Raw genomic sequence first — 17,592 nt, 5'->3', positions numbered from 1 at the left:
ACCGCTATGAAAACTGAAAAACTTCCCAACGAAACGACCATTACCCGGACACCGTTTCCCGGTTCGAAGAAAATCTATGTAAATGGAAGCACACCCGACATCCGTGTGCCCATGCGCGAGATTTCACTTTCCAAAACCACCGACCGCTTCCGGAACGACGTAGAGGACAACCCGCCCGTGACCGTGTATGACACCAGTGGACCCTATACGGATCCATCCATTGACATTGATGTGCGGAAGGGCATTCCCCGAATCCGCGAACATTGGATTGCCGACCGCCAAGACACCGAATTGCTGCAAGGTGTCAGCTCGCGTTACGGCCAATCGCGGCTTTCTGACCCTACATTAGACCACCTACGGTTTGAACACCCTGCAAAGCCCCGTGCGGCTAAAGTGGGGAAGAATGTATCGCAGATGCACTATGCACGCCGGGGCACTATCACCCCTGAGATGGAGTTTGTGGCCATCCGGGAGAACCAGCGGTTGGAAGCATGCTATCGTAACGATAACGCTGCGTGGAAGCAACACAAAGGACATAATTTCGGGGCATACGTGCATAATGGATTCATTACACCGGAATTTGTACGGCAGGAAATCGCCCTGGGAAGGGCGGTATTGCCGGCCAACATCAACCATCCCGAAACGGAACCCATGATCATTGGCCGCAATTTTCTGGTGAAAATCAATGCAAACATCGGTAATTCGGCAGTGACATCGAGCATCGAAGAGGAAGTGGAGAAGATGGTGTGGGCAACCCGTTGGGGCGCCGATACCGTGATGGATCTCTCCACGGGCAAGAACATCCATGAGACCCGCGAGTGGATTATCCGCAACTCGCCGGTGCCGATCGGTACCGTACCGATTTACCAGGCGCTGGAAAAGGTCAACGGGAAGGCTGAGGAACTCACCTGGGACATCTTCAGGGATACGCTCATTGAGCAGGCCGAACAGGGGGTAGACTATTTCACCATCCATGCAGGGGTACGGCTACCCTTTGTGCCGCTGACGGCCAAGCGGGTCACGGGCATTGTATCGCGTGGCGGCTCCATCCTGGCGAAGTGGTGCCTGGCCCATCACCAAGAGAACTTCCTATATACCCATTTCGAAGAAATCTGCGAAATCATGAAACGGTACGATGTCGCCTTTTCACTGGGCGACGGGCTGCGCCCCGGATCCCTTGCGGACGCCAATGATGAGGCGCAGTTTGCCGAGCTGGAAACACTGGGCGAGCTCACCGATATCGCCTGGCGCCACGATGTACAGGTGATGATCGAAGGGCCCGGTCATGTGCCCATGCACCTGATTAAAGCCAACATGGACAAACAACTGGCGGCATGCAAGGAGGCACCGTTTTACACCCTCGGCCCGTTGACCACGGACATTGCCCCGGGATATGACCATATCACGTCGGCCATCGGCGCGGCAATGATCGGCTGGTTCGGCACTGCCATGCTCTGTTACGTGACACCCAAAGAACACCTCGGCCTGCCCAACAAAAAAGACGTCAAAGACGGCGTGATTACCTACAAGATCGCTGCACACGCGGCGGATCTGGCCAAAGGGCACCCAGGTGCGCAGCATCGCGATAACGCGATGAGCAAGGCTCGGTTTGAATTCCGCTGGGAAGACCAGTTCAATCTGGCGCTTGACCCGGATACCGCCCGTGAATACCACGACGAGACACTGCCCGCCGAAGGAGCGAAGACCGCCCACTTTTGCAGCATGTGCGGCCCGCATTTCTGCAGCATGAAAATCACGCAGGACGTGCGGAAATATGCCGAGGAAAACCGTATAGAAGATGCCGAAGCCGTGAAAAAAGGGATGGACGAAAAAGCGCGGGAATTCCGCGCGAACAATTTCGAACTTTACTCATAACGGCGAGGTATGCAACTGCTGGTAATCACCCGGGAAGATTTTTTCAGCGAGGAGGCAGCCGTGCTCAACGACCTGTTTGAGACAGGCTTAACCGGGCTCCACCTGCGCAAACCCGGTGCAACCGACCATGAGGTACGGGCGCTGCTGCGAGCGATCCGTACGGATTTTCATTCACGTATCCTGGTACATAACCACCAGGCATTATCCGGGGAATTTGACATATTGGGGGTACATCTGCCCCTGAACACATTGCTTCAAGCCGATAAGATACGGGATAAAGGACAGATTTCCTGTTCGGCGCATAGTCCAGCCGAAATCCAAGCCGCAGCCACCGTGGCCGACCGTGCGTTCATCAGTCCGTTATTTAATAGCCTATCCAAAAAAGACTACAGAGGCAATGCCTCGCTGTGTACGGTTCCGAAGCCCAAGGGAAATACGCTATGGGTGGCACTTGGTGGGATTACGCCCAACCGGCTTGCTGCCGTGCACCGATATGGCTTCGAAGCGGCCGCCGTTATGGGGTACATCTGGCAGTGCGGGCGGCCGCTGCAACAGTTAGCCAAATGCCAGGCAGCAGCGGCTGGCTTAACAAAGGAGACAAACCATGAAACACATTGATACCCTGCACTACATTACACATCCGCTGACCGATTACCCGATTGCCCGGCAGGTAGAAGACGTTTGTCGCGGCGGCTGTACGTGGATACAATTGCGCATGAAGCACGCCGATACGGAAGAACGATTGGCAACCGCACGGGCAATCTATCCACTGCTGGAGCGCTACAGCGCCAAGTTGATCATCAACGACGACGTTTACGTAGCCAAGGCCGTGAACGCCCACGGGGTACACATCGGTGCCGAAGATATGCCCCCTTCGGATGCGCGGCATCTCCTCAGTCCCGACAAAATCATCGGATGCACGGCCAACACCCTGGATGATGTGCTCCGGCTGAGCAAATATGACATTGACTATATCGGCTTGGGGCCTTTCCGGTTCACTCCAACCAAAGAAAGGCTAAGTCCCGTATTGGGCCAGCAAGGTATTCACCGGATCATTGCTGCCGCAAGGATTCACGGTATCCGTATCCCCATCGTCGCCATCGGCGGAATTGCCATTGGCGACATCGGCAGGTTAATGGGTACCGGAATCCACGGGGTAGCCGTTTCCAACGCCATACATGGAACGACAGATAAGGTGGCTGCATGCCAAGCCATTGCGGCTCAGCTGACCGCCCATAACCGTTTCCAACCATAAATTACGAATTATCGATCACGAATTATCGTTCAACAAAAGATGGAAGACACCTTAAAAATAGCCGATAAGATCTTTTCATCCCGCCTGTTTGCAGGTACGGGAAAATTCGGCGATCACCGAATGATGGAAAAGGCCCTGTTGGCTTCGGAAACGGAGTTGGTAACGGTCGCATTGAAACGCGTGGAACATAGCCAGCCGGAAGAGGACGCGCTATTGGCGCATCTTGCACCCGGCCGCATCCACCTGTTGCCCAACACATCGGGAGTCCGCAATGCCCGAGAAGCGGTCTTTGCTGCACAGCTGGCCCGGGAAGCGCTGCATACCAACTGGCTGAAGCTGGAAATCCACCCCGATCCGAAATACCTCATGCCCGACCCCATCGAGACGCTGGCCGCTGCGGAACAGCTGGTCAAACTGGGTTTTGTGGTACTGCCGTATTGCCATGCCGATCCGGTGCTATGCAAGCGGCTAGAAGACGCCGGCGTAGCGGCCGTGATGCCCCTGGGTGCTCCCATCGGCAGCAATAAGGGATTAGTCATGGAGGAAATGTTGCGGATTATCATCGACCAGTCCGCCATTCCGGTCGTGATCGACGCGGGCATCGGCGCGCCCAGCCACGCCGCACGGGCGATGGAACTGGGTGCAGATGCCGTACTGGTCAATACTGCAATGGCCACGGCAGGCAATCCGGTGGCAATTGCCGAAGCCTTCAACTGGGCAGTGAAAGCCGGGCGACAGGCCTTTGTAGCCGGCCTTCCCGATCAGCAAGCCGCTGCTGCACCAACAAGCCCGTTGACGGAATTTTTGGAGGATAACTGACAGCCCACAAAACATGTTTACAACGCTATTTAATCAATGCGACTGGAATAAGGAGTTGCAATCCATTTACCGTACGACGGCCGAGGATGTACGCCGTGCTTTGGCACGCACGCAACGGACGTTGGCCGATTTCAAGGCACTGATCGCCCCGGCGGCGGCACCCTTTTTGGAACAAATGGCATGGCTAAGCCAGCAAGCTACGCAAAAACGCTTTGGGAAGACGATCCAATTGTTTGCGCCCCTATACCTTTCGAACGAGTGCCAGAACATCTGTACCTATTGCGGGTTCAGCCTGGATAACCAAATCCCACGCAAGACCCTAACTGCCATGGAACTGATCCAGGAACTGATTGCCGTGAAAGCTATGGGTTACCAGCATGTGCTGCTGGTGACCGGTGAAGCGCAGCAACGGGTCGGAATGCCCTATTTCCGTCAAATGCTGCCCCTGGTCAGGCAACATTTTCAGCACATCGCCCTCGAAGTACAGCCCCTTGACGAAGCGGATTATGCCGAACTTCGAGCGCTGGGCGTAAATACGGTCTTGGTCTACCAAGAAACCTACCATCGGGAAGACTACCGAAAACACCATCCCAAAGGCAAAAAGGCCAACTTCGACTACCGCTTGACGTGTCCCGACCGCATCGGCAGGGCGGGGATGCACAAGATCGGCATCGGTGCGCTACTGGGATTGGATGACTGGCGGGCGGATAGTTTTTTTACGGCTATGCACTTACAATACCTTGAAAAAACGTATTGGCAAAGTAAGTTTTCCGTATCCTTCCCCCGTCTGCGTCCCCATGCCGGTGGCCTGCAGCCCAAGTCGGTGATTGCGGACCGGGAATTGGTGCAGCTCATCTGCGCGTGGCGGCTCTTCAACAACGAGGTAGAGCTGTCCATATCCACCCGCGAAAGTCCACGCTTCCGCGACAATATTATCAAGCTAGGTATTACGTCCATCAGTGCCGGCTCAAAGACCAATCCCGGCGGCTACGCGGTTGCGCCCCAGAGCCTCGAACAGTTTGAGATCGACGATGCACGTGACCCGGCAACCATCGCGCAGGTTATCAGGGATGCTGGGTATGAACCCATTTGGAAAGACTGGGACCATGCTCTTCAGCTATAGCCAATTTTTATGCATACAAACTGATGGAACAACCACTCACCCAAAGGGAAACCCGTTATTTTGACCGCCACCTGAAACTACACGGCTTCGGGCGGAACGCCCAGCAGCGGCTCAAAAACGCCCGTGTATTGGTGGTAGGTGCCGGAGGCTTAGGTTGCCCGGTGCTTCAATACCTGGCAACAGCCGGCGTGGGGCATATCGGTATCATCGACTTCGACACGGTAGATTTCCACAACCTGCACCGGCAGGTGTTGTTTTCGCCCGATGATGTCGGAAAAAACAAGGCAGAAACGGCGGTGCGGAGGTTATCCATCCAACAGCCTTTCTCACGGTTCACCGCCTATCCCGAAGCGCTGTCGACCACAAATGCGCTGACGCTCGTTCGTGCGCATGACCTTGTGATCGATGGCACGGACAATTTCGCAACCCGCTATCTCGTCAACGATGCGTGTGTCATCACGGGCGTACCGTTCGTATCCGGTGCAATTGACGGGTATACGGGCCAGGTATCGGTTTTTAATTACCAGGGTGGCCCCACCTACCGTTGCCTGTATCCCGAGCCTCCTGAAGCATGCGGCTCCTGCGCCATCGATGGGGTGCTCAATGTCCTGCCCGGCATTGTCGGCACGCTCATGGCCAATGAGGCGCTCAAGGTACTCAGCGGCTATGGCGAGATCCTGACAGGCAAACTGCTCCTGATCGATATCGGTGGCAATGGGTACCAACTGTTCAGCTTTTCGGCCATTGAAGAAAATAAGCAAATTCAAGCCTTGCAACCCCAGTACGTAAATGTACCGGCGGAGAGCGGCGAGGCGCCCCCTGTGCCGGTCGTGCAGCCTAGGGATGCCTTGTTGGTGGATGTACGTGAGCCGTGGGAGTACGAAGAATGCCATGACGGCACCCATGTTAACATCCCGCTATACGAGTTGCCAGACCGCGTTGACGAATGGGTTGTCCCCGGGCGGCCTGTTGTATTTTTCTGCCCCTCCGGCAAGCGGAGCCGGATAGCCGTGGAGCTGGCCAAACAACAGGGTGTGACGGCTTATGCCGAGCAATTGCCGTAGTTCCATCAGAGGTCCTCTTCCGGTGCGAGCGGCTGTCCGATAAACTCCCGGTACGGATCGTTTGGATACCATATCGCATCCGGATTGTGCTGGAAGGGTATATCCGGGTTAAACAGTTCTTCAAGCGTATGCCTTAAGAACTCCACAAACTGCGTTTTGATACGTTCGAGTTCCTCGCCTTCCGCCACATATTTGCCGCGCCCACTCATGTAAAATAACGGTCCCTCCTTACGGAGACGGCGGGCGATATAGAGGTTGGGTTCTACGCCCCGTTTGCCTGTTACCTGTTCGTATACATACGTATAAAATAACGTCTGGATCATCGCTTTGTTGCTTTTGGCCGACGCAGGAGCAAACAGGGTATCCAGCCCGTTGTATTTCACCTCATCGCGCCCGGTCTTGTAGTCCACGATACGGGTCTTGCCGTTTACCTCATCCACCCGGTCGATGATGCCGTAGAGTTTAACCGTTCGAACTTCTCCCTGTACGGTTATCGGGAATTCAATGGAGTAATCCCGTTCGTTTTCCAGCTCCACGATATGCAGGGGGGCCACATGCGTGGCATCATACTGCAAAAACACCCGCGCATACTCCTCGGCCACCTTAAGCAGAATGCGTTGCATACTGTTGGGCGTCCGGATTCTCCCGGTCTCGCGGTAGAGCTCTTTGGACAGTGCCTCCAAGCAAATCTGCGGAAGCATTTTTATCTTCGCTTGAATGCGGTGGGCTGTAATGGCATCGTTTTCTGCTTTTAATTGTTCATAGGTATCCTGCATCGCCTGATGCACAACCCGACCCAATCGATTCATTTCAAACTCTTCCGTGATCTTGGGCGGCTCCTTGATGCCGGCAACGTATTTGAGAAAAAATAGAAGCGGTGATTGCAGGTACGTTGTCAGCGCAGAGGCCGACAGTTTCAGGCGGTCGGGATCGGCATCGTCCAAATAGCGGCTCAGTTTGTCCCATACCGCTCCGGTTTTGGGCAAGCTGAGCGAAGGCGGTGGAGAAATGGTCTTGACGGGTTGCTGCTGGATGCGGCGCTGGAACTTGAACCGGCTCTCGAATGCCAATTGGCGAATAAAGCGGCTTACCTCCCCGCTGTTTCGGTCGTCAACTACTGAATTATACACCACGGTAATACGCTTAGGGTGGTGCAGCAGTCGGTAAAACAGATAGGCCGATAAGGCATCCTGGTTCTCCAAAACGGGTAGGCCATGGGCGCGCCGGATGGAATCGGGGATGAAGGTCGGAGCCACGGTAATATTTGGAAGCTTGCCCTCATTGGCGCCAATGATGTAAACCTCGTCAAAGTCGAGGCAGCGGCTTTCCAGCAGCCCCATAATCTGCACACCTTTCAGCGGCTCCCCCTCGATGGGCGCCGATATACTTTGGAGTGCCTTACGGATCAGCGCACACAGGAAAGACATCGAGAGTTCGGGGTAATGGACCAGCCCTTCCTGCAACAGGTTTAGGGCTTTCTTGACGGCCAGGATGAGTACCGCCTCGATATGCCGAAGGCTACGGGCACCTTTGCGGTGTGCAAGCACCCCATCGAGCAGGGCATGTAATGCGTCCAGTACAGCCTTATTGCCGCTGCGGGGCATGAAAAACGCCGGGTAGCTGCCCGACTTCAGCGACAATTCAGCAATAGGTACCTCCAGCCATTCGTTGGCCGTGATGTTGCCCTGCAGCGCATCCCGTTCTTCCGCCGATATGCCACTGAGTGGGTGGGTGAGGATCGTTTCAACGTCGAGGTGATGAACGAATTGGCCACGGTTGACGGCCAATTGCTGCTGAATACCCAGCCATCCATCCAGGTATCCGAAGAGCGTAGATTGTGACAATGGATAACCCATTGTTACGTTAAAATCAATACCATCGGGTAAGCTTTGCAATACCGGCACCAGTAGGCTTTCGTCAGCCAGAATAATCGCGGTACGGGTTGGCGTGTCCCGGTCGGCAGGTCGATCGGCGAGCAGGGTCGACAACCATTTAGCCTGGGCTATGTTGCCGGAAGCGGCAATCAGCTCGATGTCATCGGCTCTTGAACTCAACGTTGCCGGAAATCCGCCCAACGCATTGTGCAGTCCGTACTGGATCACATTTTTCCGGAGAAAAAGTCCCGCTTCCTGCAGGTTGTCGTCCAGGTAATAACTGTCTGCATCGAAGTAAAAGAGCGCTTTCCTTTCTTCTTGCCATTGCGTGAAGAGGTTGATTTCACATCGGTTAAGCGCATTGAATCCCACGAACGCAACTTGCTTATATATCGATATAAAGTTAGGATTGTCTGCATAGTTCTCTGCAAGCGCACGGTAAATGTCCGCCGTGGTAGTCAATTTCTGTTGGACCAACTCTTCTTTGAACCGTTGGTAAAGCTTGGGTAAGCGCCCCCACAGCTGTAAAAACTTCTGTTGGATAGCGGTTTGTTTGCCTACCGAAAAGGACTCCCAGAACTGCCGCATAAAGCGCTGCTGATCGGCAGAGAGGTGCGGGAACCGCTGTTGGAGCAGGGCAATGTCGCGCAGCTCGGCATAGACCGCCTGTGGCTCTACCAGGTCATAATCCAGTTGTGCAAAATCACTGAGGATGGTTTCGGCCAGCGGGTAAAACTCATCGGGCGTTTCCTCGGGCCGTCCTTCCTCGCGCAGCAACGCATTGTGCAACCGATGCAGGATAAAGAACTGCGTAAGTGAACTTGCTTCCGGTAGGGTAGCCGATTGGCGGATAAATTCCTGTATCGTAAAAAATGAGGGGCTCCATATCGGTTTGCCTGATAGGTCGGCTAGGTGTTTCCGTAGAAAGACAATGGGCCGCTTGTTGGTGAACACCACGGCTACGTCTTTCAGATCATCGGCAAACCTGGCTAATAAGTCTGCGGCAACTTGTCGGAGAAATGGGGGCGTGGTGGTCATATCTTGCTTGTTTTTTTATACCGTAAGCAAATAATTGGTACTTCTTCCTCCTGCTTCGTCCTTGACCAATATCCCCTTTACGACCAAGTCCTGTATATCACGTGTAGCGGTATCTTGTGAACACTTGGCAATCTTTGCCCATTTGGAAGATGTTAGCTTACCCTCGAAGCCATCCAATAATTTATTCAACATCAATCGCTGGCGATCATTGAACGTTTGTGCTACCGGCATCATCCAAAGTTTAGCTTTGCGCATCACCGATGCCAGCACCACATCCGAAGCATCGATTGCACGTCCAAGGCATTCCAAAAACCATTTTAACCATTCCGTAATATCCAAATCACCCGATTGTGTTTTCTCCAGTACCGAATAATAGTGCTTCCGCTCCTGCCTGATTTGAGCCGACGTGCTATAAAAACGTTGGGGACTACCGTCTGCCCTTGCCAATTGCATGTCTGCTATCGCTCTTGATATCCGCCCGTTGCCGTCCTCGAAAGGATGTACGGTCACAAACCAGAGATGTGCCACCGCGGCCTTTAACATCGGATCGATAGGAGTATCGCTATTGAACCACGCTAAAAACCGCTCCATCTCTACCGGCAATCTCTCACTATCGGGTGCCTGAAAATGCACTTTCTCCCTACCCACCGCCCCTGACACCACCTGCATGGGATCGTCCTTGGTGTTCTTGCGCCAATCGCCTACCACAATACGATACATACTGCTGCGACCGGTGGGAAACAATGCAGCATGCCAGCCAAACAATCGTTCTTCATCTAATGGCTGATCATAGCGCTGCGTGGCATCGAGCATCATCTCCACCACACCGTCGACATGCCGATCCGAAGGTACCAAGCCAACAATATCGAGCCCGAGGCGACGGGCAATGGAAGACCTTACCTGGTCAATGTCCAGCATCTCCCCTTCGATTTCGCTGGACTTAACCACATCTTGGGTCAGGGTCTGCAATACCGCTTCCGCTTTTAAGTCGAACCCCAAGTGTTCCATATACCCCAAAAGTTTTCCCTGTTTAAAACGTACCGCTGCCAAGAGCGGGGCTATTTCATCCGCATTCCATGTAAAATCAGGCCAATGATGCAATAGATGAATATACATTCTCCGCAAATTATACGGCAAATATAGACAATAATCTCCGCATCCAACAGCTATACTCCGCAATATATGCGGATATAAATACACTTATTCTCCGCATCGAATTGTGAATGCAGTGCGTTCGCAATTGGGAGCAGCTTCCCAAACTGAAGCGTTGCAGCTCTCCATTACCGATTACCCAAAAAAAACAGCCGTATGCGTCATTTTTAATTTCAGTCAACAATTTAATTGCTTACGGATTTCTTCGTCTGATGGCCGTAAGGTTTCAACAAAGTTCTTAATTGAACTTCGATCATTGAAATAAGTGGTTTCTCTATGCTCATGCCATTTTAATTCTTATCAATCTTTTCTGCCATCCGCATCCCCAACGCAGTCAATACATAACGTTGCTTGCTGCTTGTCGGATTATTAGGGTCGACCAATTCTACAAGCCCCGCTTGAATGGCCGGATTCAAATAATTCTCCCGGAAATTCTTCCTATCTGATAACCCAAGAAAGTCCTGCAATTCCTGCCTGTTGTGCTCTCCCGTAAATACACCCAACAACCGTTCGACTTGGGGGGAGGTGACTTGGGGGGTAACCGACTCCGACGCCGGAAACGTCATGCGGATAAAGTTACCCATAAACCGGAAGCATTCCCTGCCGTAACTTTCCAGAATCCGTGGCACGCCTGAACCAAGCTGCGCCACCAATTCCAAATCCCGATACACCCGCATCAATTCCCGATTCCTGGAATGGAAACCCCATCTAGGAAATCTTCTTCGCTCAGCCCTTCCGGCAATGTACCTGCTGATGTATTTTCTATCCGGTCGGTTTCGGGCATTTTGCAATCATTTTTTAACCAAGAAATAATGTCATTGATTTAATTCTATCGACATTAGCTCCGCTTGATTTCAAAAGTCTTTCAATAAAAGATTCGCTCCATAACGGACGAGCATCAATGTCCGGCGAACATCTGAATTCAAAATAGAAAACCCCATTATCGAAATTGCTTCACAAAATACGTAAAAATCCGATTATCATCTCATTTTTTGACGTGCGTTTTATTCCATAAACCCATTAATTGCGCCGTATTTGTAATTTTCCCGGACCCAAAGAAATAAGTAAAAATTAAATCATTGAACGGATGGTCTAAAAATCCTATCGATAGCAGTTGTTACCCGATTCTTTTCGAATTAAATTAGGATAATCACCAGCATTTGTTTACTTTTGGGTAAGCATCCGACGACGCTCCTGAACACGCCAATGATTATAAGCTACAACGAATACACCAGCTAGGGGATTTTTCAGGGACTTCTTCGGGATGAGTCCATAATGAGTCCATAAATAGTCCATAATGACCCCATTAATTTAGCAGTTTTCATGGAGTCATTATAGCATGTTTAAAGACACTAAATTGAGACATGGCGAATACATAGCGAGTTGGATACCTAGCGGGCCCGAACACGGCAGGAAACAAAAGTAAGAAAAGGGACAAGCGGTAGGTAGACAGACCAAAGATAGCAATTAGTTAAACCATTTCAAAATCATTTACCATGGCTTCACGGGATAAAAACGGGAAAATCCGGGGCAAAATTGACAACATCGTTTACAGGGGCTACAAAGACAAGCAGATTATGCAGATTGCGCCCAAACGGGTAAAGCAGACGCTTTCCTCAAAGCTGAGCGCGCTCGAATTCGGGCTGGCCGCCAGGCAGGCTAAATTCATACGAAGCGTCTTTCACAACGTATATGAAGAATGCGATGGCAATATGGTGCGACGGCTTACGGCAACGGTTGCTGCCTGTATCCGTACTGCTGAAACGGAAATAGGTGAACGCGATCTCCACGACGCTGACCTCAGCCAATTAAAAGGATTTTCATTCAATGAGGACGCCCCGTTTGAGAAACTTGTGGCGGTGTCGCCTAGGCTTGATGTGGCGGGCAACGGCGCTATCCGGTTTCAACTGGGGCCTTTCGTCCCCGATGATGACATCGTTTATCCTCCGAACTTCTACCGGCCGAACGGCACTTTCGGCATTTTTGTCGTCGCCTTCAACTTCCGGGAAGGAAACGTGCAAATCGTTGATTATGCAGGATTCGATGTTGGAGAATCAGACCATAGCCCTACGGAAATCGATTGGCAGTGCAACAAACTGTTGCTCGAAGGAGATATTGTACTCGTGGTGCTATGCCTGCGCTATTTTTCATCGAACTGGCTGGGGCAGCGTACCCAAACCACCAACAAAGACTTCTACCCCTCTATCATCCTCGACGCCTTTCATGTAAGCCCTGAAATGGCTGCGTTGGGAGCAGCCGACCTTCTACAACCACCGCCAGAAGACGATTTTTCGTCTTATGGTGATACCAGGGGACGAATCCAGCAAAAGATCGCACGGCTAACGACGAAACCAACCAAAAAATAATCCTACCTCAAAGCTCAAATTATACTTTTACCAATTTTTCCATAGAGCCATAATACACATATCCGCTTACGTTCGGCATGCCCATTTCACGGAGAAGCAGCTGATAGTCGACCACCTGCTTGAGGTGTGCCTCCTCCTCATGCTGGGTGAATTTGAAGTCCAATACAACGGTTTCACCCGGGCGTACCAATACCTTATCCGGGCGGAGCGTCCGTCCGTTGGGTAAAATGATACTCCGTTCGTTCCAGTGTTCATAATCACCATTGAACCACTGCGCCAATTGCGGATGATTCCATGTATTCAGGGCGAGCGTCAATACATCTGCACGTTCTTCCTCGCGTAGGAGTCCCTGCGCCTGCAAGGCATCCAAGCGAGCGTCCAGATCGGCCCTCGAAGCGGTCTCAGCCATCAGCTCATGCAGCAATTGCCCACGCCGCTTTGCAGCGTCCAGTCGCACAATGTCCAGTTCTGCCTCTATTTCCGGGCGGACCAACTCCTCCTTCATCCGGAGTGAAGCGGGATAATAGCTGAACGACAGGCCGGCCGAAGCCGGTTTATTCTGCCAAATGATATCGTCGTTGTCGATTTCACCTAACTGCATCCCACCATGAAAGACCACATCCAGCTCCTCAGCAATTTCCGGCAACGTCTCCAGGAGCAGGTCGCCGGCAAGCAAGGAACTGATTTCGCCATCGCCCTTTTTGCCAGGTGCGGTGATGTATAAATGTCTGCGGGTCCGGGTAGTTGCCACATAAAGCGTATTGAGGGCGTCCATATAGTTAAAGAGCATCTCTTCGAAATACGCTTGGTAAAGGCGCGACTTGCCGAGGTCGCTTTTATATTTCACCGGCGTTTTACGCAGAAGGGCATAAGGGGTGTCTTCGGTACTCACCCAAAAATTGCCGTTGGTACGCCCATCGATGGGCCAGCTGCAAAACGGGATCATTACTACATCAAATGCCAGTCCCTTGGACTTATGGATGGTCAACACCTCGATCGCTTCTGCGTCACCTGCAGCAGGTAATGCCCGGTCGATTCCTTCTTCCTCCCAATACGTCAGGAATGCGGGTATTCCTCGTTCGCCATTGGCGGTGAAAGCGGCAACAAGGTCGCGGAAAGCAAGCAGATACGGAAGGCTCTCCTCATTCGTCTGGAGTCCATAGGCGACAATAAGCGATTCGATCAGCTCGGCCAGCGGCAGTTGGGACCAGGTTTCCCAATTGCTGCAAAGCGGTTCGGGCAACAATCCGGTCAGCCTGGTGGGTTTGCATGTACTGATCCGTACCCAGTCATCAGGTAAGACGCTTTGCCCCCTGCCACGCAATTGGCTATACAGGTGGATGCAGTTGGCCATATACAATGCCGTATCAGGAAACTTGCCCATCAGGGCGCGCAACGTATCCACCAGCAGCCGGATCGCCGGATGGCTGGCCAATGCCAGTGCATCGCCGGATATAACGTCAAATGCAACACCGGATTCCCGCTGCCGATCGAGCAGGTGCTGGATGACTTCACGGGCTTCGTTGTTGGTGCGGACAAGGATACCAATCTGGCCAGGGCGGTAGGTATCTGAAGACAACCATTCGATGACCGTATCGGCCAAGCGGCCGAGTGCTTCTTCCTTCACGGCACTGGCGCGGTGATTGTTGCTGCCCACATCGATGAAATCCACCTGTACTTTACCGCCTTTTTTTTGCACAGAAGAAGGCAATTGCTGTCGACTGTCGCTGTACGCGCGGATGATGGTATCGTGGTTGCCGGTAGGTTTCCACCAGCGTTCATATTCTTCATCACCCAGCTCGGTCCGAATGCGTTCGTTCAGGCGGTGCTGCAACCATTGCGGGGCATACTCAAAAACCAGGTTATTGAACGTCACAATGTTCTCGTGGCTACGGTAGTTGGTTTCCAGTGTTTCGTTCTGGACGAGCGACGACGTGTCGATTGTATTAAACGCTGTACCGATCTGCTGCTCTGCCCGGTCCAACAGGATACGCCAGTCGCCGTTCCGCCATCGATAGATACTCTGTTTGACGTCGCCCACGATGAGGTGTTCACTCCGTTTACCGCTAGCGTTTCCCATCGCATTGATGAGCAAGGGGCGCAGGTTATTCCATTGTTTCCGCGAAGTATCCTGAAACTCGTCAAAGAGGAAATGCCGGAAGCGATTACCCGTTTTCTCCCAAATGAACGTAGGATCGCCCGATTCGTTAGTCCCGATGTTGTTGAGCAGGATTTGTGCATCACTTATAAGCTGTGCTCCATTGTCCCTACGCCATTCGGCCAGTAATGTGCTCATTTCTTTGAGCAGACGCAGGTAGTAAAGGTTCTCGTCGATCGCCTTGGCCAGGTAATAATCGGGACTTTGCTTAGTATACAATTCATACAGGCGTTCTAACAAGGGGTTTAAATCGCGATATAACACAGCTACCTCGCCCACCGGACCGCCTTTCTGCCATTCATCGGGTGTATGGATATATTTTTCCAGCTTTTTAACCACGTCGTGAGGGTTTTGGGCAGACAGGCTACCCAGCTTGCCCAAGTGGTTGCGTGACTTCCCCGCCAGATCCATCATATCCACTCCGGAAGCGACAAACAGCTCTGCAGCTGTTTTGAGCAACTGCTCAAATGCACCTTCAAACTGTTTGATGGTTTCTTTGCAGTAGCTGTCAAGACTGGCAAACAGTTCCTGTTCGGGAATATCGGACACGGCCTTGTCGAAATCCTGAAAATCCTCTTTAAAAATTTCCGAAGCAAGGTCACTGAGTGCCCATCGGTAGTTCCAGTTTTCATCCCGGTCGATCTGTACCTGTGCATAGTCCATGATCCATTGCAATAGGTCCGGTCGTTCATCCAGCAAGCGATTGAGACGCAGCACCAAATCCGTCTTCACTTTCCGTATGTTCATCTCTAGTTTATATCCGGCTTCGATGCCCAGTTCAAATGTGAAACCACGGATTACTTTCTGTGTGAAGCCATCGATGGTGCTCACCGCAAAGCGGCTATAATCATGCAGGATTTTGCGGTACACTTCGGCCGAGCGTTGTTGCAGCATGACGGCATCCCACTGGGGATAGGCTTCTAACAGGATTTCGCGATAACCGGCTGCATCATCTTTCTCGGAACCGCCGCCGGTGGCCAAGGCTTCCAATACTTTTAGAATACGACCTTTCATCTCTGCTGTCGCCTTGTTCGTAAAAGTAATGGCGAGAATCTCGCGGTACTTGGTCTCACCCGAGAATAAGAGCGTTAGGTAATGCGCTGTGAGACTGAAGGTCTTACCCGACCCGGCAGACGCTTTGAGTATTTTGAGGGGTGGTACAATAGGCATCGTTCGTGTTTTCAATGATGAAGATAAGAAAATATTGGCAAATTCAACTTTTGTAGTCACCTTCTTTACAGTGCGTCCAGGGTGAGTCCACCTAAGGTTGCGGTGAGTCCGGGCTTTCACCTGAAAAATGCAGATTCACCGCGGATTCACTTTGGATGAAATAAAGGATCATAGTGAAGAAGGCACCGGGAATGTGTTAACCAGTAGGCTTATTGTGTCTAATTTACGTAGCGTTGGGAGTCCTTTAAAAAATCAAGCGAATAGCGACTGCTGCTTGTAGGGGCTTTCGTGTTCCAGCAACCACTTCTTGCGCCAAAGACCTCCGGCATATCCCGTGAGCGATCCATCGCTACCGATGACCCGGTGACACGGCACCACAATCCAAAAAGGATTTTGTCCATTAGCCGCCGCCACCGCCCGGATGGCTTTCACATCGCCAAGTCTCCGGGAAAGTTCCAAATAGGAAATAGTTTTCCCATAAGGGATGGAGAGCAATTCCTGCCAAACGCTTTTCTGGAAATCCGTGCCTTGGTGATTCAACTTTAGCTGGAACGCTTTGCGTGTGCCCGAAAAATATTCATGCAATTGCTCTACCGCGGGCTTTAATCCGTCCGGAATAGCCGATGACGGCGTAACCATATCCGCATCGATAACGGAAATTGATGTTAAACCTGCTTCGTTTCCCTTGATGACGGTTAATCCAAGTGGCGTTTGGATAACTACTTCTCCTATTTTCATCGCGCATTTCCCTTGATCAAAGTTACCAAAAATCCAGATTGGGTTCAAACGGTTATTTTTTATGTTTGCATTATGATTGTTTACAACCCCAAGGATTGGTTTCACGCCACTTTCACACTTCATAGATCGGACACCATACGCAAATTGTTTCCGCTATTACTGGTCATGGCCTTGTACTCCTGGGGCATCGCCTATTGGGAGCTGGAATACCTTAAACTTTCCGAACGAAGCTGGGTAAAGAACATTACCATACTGCATAACCTGCTGGGATTTGTGATGTCGATACTATTGGTTTTCCGTACAAACACCGCTTATGACCGATGGTGGGAAGCCCGGAGGCAGTGGGGAGCACTCACAAATTGCAGCCGCAATCTAGCCATCAAGCTTAATGGTTTTCTGGCACCACAAGATCAGGCTAACCGGGATTTTTACGAAAAGACGATTCCGATGTATGCGCACACGCTTTTTGAGCACCTACGCTCCAATGAAACCCGCTTCATGCTCGACGAAAAAGCACACCCTGAGTTTGACCAGTTGGATAAACAGAGGCATGGCCCCAACCAACTCGCTGCGTTGATGTACAACCGCACGAACCGCCTCTACAAAGAGGGAATACTTACGGGTGATCAATTGATTGTCGTCAACAACGAATTATCGGCACTAACCGATATTTGCGGTGCGTGCGAGCGGATCAAAAACACGCCCATACCGTGGTCATACAGCTCCTTCATTAAGAAATTCATCATCACTTATGTCCTTACTTTGCCGTTGGGCTATGTATTTTCCATGGGGTATTTTGTGATTGCCGCAGTGCCCTTCGTTTTTTACGTAATGGCTTCGTTGGAAATCATTGCAGAATCGATCGAAGATCCGTTTGGCGAAGATCCGGATGATTTACCCATCGATAAAATTGCAGAGAACATACGAAAACACGTGCAAGAGATTATCCGTTGACTAGCG

13 protein-coding genes are annotated in these 17,592 nt (G+C 51.7%); 8 read left to right on the top strand and 5 right to left on the bottom strand.

Annotation, left to right across the window (positions count from 1 at the left end; translation table 11 throughout):
• Positions 1–6: 6 nt before the first annotated feature.
• Genes thiC through ACFQRK_RS12415 form a run of 6 tightly spaced genes read left to right on the top strand, consistent with a single transcriptional unit; the run spans position 7 to position 6,136 of the window.
• Positions 7–1,875, top strand: a complete 1,869-nt coding sequence (gene thiC, locus ACFQRK_RS12440) for a phosphomethylpyrimidine synthase ThiC (protein WP_379007099.1) — start codon at positions 7–9, stop codon at positions 1,873–1,875.
• A 9-nt stretch (positions 1,876–1,884) separates the two neighbouring features.
• Positions 1,885–2,493, top strand: a complete 609-nt coding sequence (locus ACFQRK_RS12435; RefSeq protein WP_379007097.1) for a thiamine phosphate synthase — start codon at positions 1,885–1,887, stop codon at positions 2,491–2,493.
• On the top strand, positions 2,480–3,130 hold the full coding sequence (gene thiE / locus ACFQRK_RS12430; RefSeq protein WP_379007094.1) for a thiamine phosphate synthase: 651 nt from the start codon (positions 2,480–2,482) through the stop codon (positions 3,128–3,130). The genes ACFQRK_RS12435 and thiE overlap by 14 nt, the downstream gene beginning before the upstream one ends.
• Before the next feature lie 39 nt (positions 3,131–3,169).
• On the top strand, positions 3,170–3,949 hold the full coding sequence (locus ACFQRK_RS12425; protein WP_379007092.1) for a thiazole synthase: 780 nt from the start codon (positions 3,170–3,172) through the stop codon (positions 3,947–3,949).
• A 13-nt stretch (positions 3,950–3,962) separates the two neighbouring features.
• Positions 3,963–5,072, top strand: coding sequence for a 2-iminoacetate synthase ThiH (thiH, locus tag ACFQRK_RS12420; RefSeq protein WP_379007091.1), 1,110 nt, complete (start codon positions 3,963–3,965; stop codon positions 5,070–5,072).
• Between the two features lie 23 nt (positions 5,073–5,095).
• Complete coding sequence (locus ACFQRK_RS12415; RefSeq protein ID WP_379007088.1) at positions 5,096–6,136, top strand: ThiF family adenylyltransferase; 1,041 nt, start codon at positions 5,096–5,098, stop codon at positions 6,134–6,136.
• A gap of 5 nt (positions 6,137–6,141) precedes the next feature.
• Here the strand turns inward: ACFQRK_RS12415 and ACFQRK_RS12410 are convergent, their stop codons facing one another.
• From ACFQRK_RS12410 to ACFQRK_RS12400, 3 genes are all read right to left on the bottom strand, one after another.
• Complete coding sequence (locus ACFQRK_RS12410; protein ID WP_379007086.1) at positions 6,142–9,048, bottom strand: PD-(D/E)XK nuclease family protein; 2,907 nt, start codon at positions 9,046–9,048, stop codon at positions 6,142–6,144.
• Positions 9,049–9,063: 15 nt separating this feature from the next.
• Positions 9,064–10,164, bottom strand: coding sequence for a Fic family protein (locus ACFQRK_RS12405; RefSeq protein WP_379007085.1), 1,101 nt, complete (start codon positions 10,162–10,164; stop codon positions 9,064–9,066).
• A 326-nt stretch (positions 10,165–10,490) separates the two neighbouring features.
• Entirely contained in the window at positions 10,491–10,877 is a 387-nt protein-coding gene (locus ACFQRK_RS12400; RefSeq protein WP_379007082.1) for a Fic family protein, read from the bottom strand.
• Positions 10,878–11,696: 819 nt separating this feature from the next.
• Here ACFQRK_RS12400 and ACFQRK_RS12395 point away from each other — a divergent pair.
• Complete coding sequence (locus ACFQRK_RS12395) at positions 11,697–12,566, top strand: hypothetical protein (RefSeq protein WP_379007079.1); 870 nt, start codon at positions 11,697–11,699, stop codon at positions 12,564–12,566.
• Between the two features lie 19 nt (positions 12,567–12,585).
• Here ACFQRK_RS12395 and ACFQRK_RS12390 read toward each other — a convergent pair whose 3' ends face one another.
• Together ACFQRK_RS12390 and ACFQRK_RS12385 are read right to left on the bottom strand one after the other, a co-directional pair.
• Positions 12,586–15,894 (bottom strand): UvrD-helicase domain-containing protein, encoded by a 3,309-nt coding sequence (locus ACFQRK_RS12390; RefSeq protein ID WP_379007077.1) that lies wholly within the window; start codon positions 15,892–15,894, stop codon positions 12,586–12,588.
• A gap of 252 nt (positions 15,895–16,146) precedes the next feature.
• Complete coding sequence (locus ACFQRK_RS12385) at positions 16,147–16,632, bottom strand: methylated-DNA--[protein]-cysteine S-methyltransferase (RefSeq protein WP_379007075.1); 486 nt, start codon at positions 16,630–16,632, stop codon at positions 16,147–16,149.
• Positions 16,633–16,704: 72 nt separating this feature from the next.
• Here ACFQRK_RS12385 and ACFQRK_RS12380 point away from each other — a divergent pair, with 72 nt between their 5' ends.
• Complete coding sequence (locus ACFQRK_RS12380) at positions 16,705–17,586, top strand: bestrophin family protein (protein ID WP_379007073.1); 882 nt, start codon at positions 16,705–16,707, stop codon at positions 17,584–17,586.
• The last annotated feature ends 6 nt before the right edge of the window (positions 17,587–17,592 follow it).

This window comes from Parapedobacter sp. GCM10030251 (assembly GCF_042666505.1).
GTDB lineage: Bacteria > Bacteroidota > Bacteroidia > Sphingobacteriales > Sphingobacteriaceae > Parapedobacter.
Note: the sequence above shows the minus strand (reverse complement) of the source record. Positions and strands in the feature narration are given on the sequence as shown.